The sequence below is a fragment of the Sporomusa malonica genome (assembly GCF_900176355.1).
In the GTDB taxonomy this organism is placed as follows: domain Bacteria; phylum Bacillota; class Negativicutes; order Sporomusales; family Sporomusaceae; genus Sporomusa; species Sporomusa malonica.
The window spans coordinates 1-1,216 of record NZ_FWXI01000064.1 but is presented as its reverse complement, the minus strand read 5'-3'; the positions used below and the strand labels follow the sequence as shown (position 1 = coordinate 1,216).

Genomic DNA, 1,216 nt, shown 5'->3' with positions numbered 1-1,216 from the left:
CCTTCTTCCTAATTATACATAAAACTGATTGTTCGGAGTTTTTCTGCCCCAGAATGGATAACCCTTCTGTACTACATCTTACAGGGGACGGGGTTGGTGACAATGAACACATTGTCAATACCCCCGTCCCCTTGACACCCCCCGTGTCGGTTGATGTTACACTCTGGCGGAATGGCCAGCAGGTGGTGACCATCGCGGCCTCCACCCTGGCGATTGACCTGCCAGGGTACCTTTTTTAGCCACTTTGTCCTTCGGGGATGGGGCGGCTATTTTTAATTAAATATTTACAAGTTCTTAACCTATCCTCTACAGTTTTGTTATATTATTAAATCAACCTTTTTGCACAAAACTCTCCTATTCCATTTTTATAGTACCGTTTACTTAGGTGGGCGGTATTTTTTTGTTTAGCACATACTGTTTCGCCATATAATATATTATGTTTTCGTCCAATGGGGGGATAAAAATGCTTGTAGACGCGGTATATGGTCTGATTTTCGTTGGTGTCAGTACTGTCTGTACTTTAGCTTATATGTATTTTAGAATTCCGAGTAAATAGCCGAATCCTTCGGGATGCAGCTATTTTTTAATCGAATATTTACCATCTCTTAACCAAACTTCAATAATTTTGAGGTAAAATTAAATTAGCTTTTCAATTGGACTCCTCTTTATCGCGCCGCTCTATCTTTCAGGATAGGGCGGCTTTTTTGTCCTGTTAGAAAGTATAACTTTCCGTCTGGATAAGGGCAACATCGGCTTCCGCTTTCGCTAAGGCTCGGCGCAAGCCATGTTTTCTTTATTTTTGGGCAAAAAAATACCGCCTATTTAACGGAGGCAATGGCACGCAGTTCTGCTTTGTGACGTTCCTTTTTGACAGAGTAACTGTTTGGGTACAATTCTACACACCGGGCGTGAAATGTCGCGCTGCTACCGGGGAAACGATATTCTTCACCTTGCCGTACAGGTTCGAAGCAGCAAGCGCAAATACCGGCATAGCCTTCATGTTTCATGACAATTGCCCCTTTCTTAATGGTTAATTCTGCATTAGTTATATATTCTGACAATCACCGGCTTAGAATTACCTCTTTTCTCTGACATCTCACTGGACTTGCGAGTGTCGATGAGGACGTCAGACCAATGTCATAAAGCTTAAATGTAATAAAAAGGAAATAAAAGACTTGACTTTTTAAAAACGCCCCAACAATCGAGATGGATACCG

At 41.9% G+C, this 1,216-nt stretch carries 2 protein-coding genes; one reads left to right on the top strand and one right to left on the bottom strand.

The features are described from left to right. Positions 1–239 (top strand): hypothetical protein (locus tag B9A22_RS25925; protein WP_217806065.1); only part of this gene is annotated, 239 nt, incomplete at its 5' end. A 579-nt stretch (positions 240–818) separates the two neighbouring features. Here B9A22_RS25925 and B9A22_RS24830 read toward each other — a convergent pair. Further along, positions 819–1,007 carry a hypothetical protein gene (locus B9A22_RS24830; protein WP_139796403.1) on the bottom strand — a complete coding sequence of 63 codons (189 nt, stop codon included), beginning with the start codon at positions 1,005–1,007 and terminating at the stop codon, positions 819–821. Between the last annotated feature and the right edge of the window lie 209 nt (positions 1,008–1,216).

Coding starts and splice junctions, on each gene's coding strand:
- B9A22_RS24830 (WP_139796403.1), bottom strand. CDS start 1,007: ATGAAACATGAAGGCTATGCCGGTATTTGCGCTTGCTGCTTCGAACCT.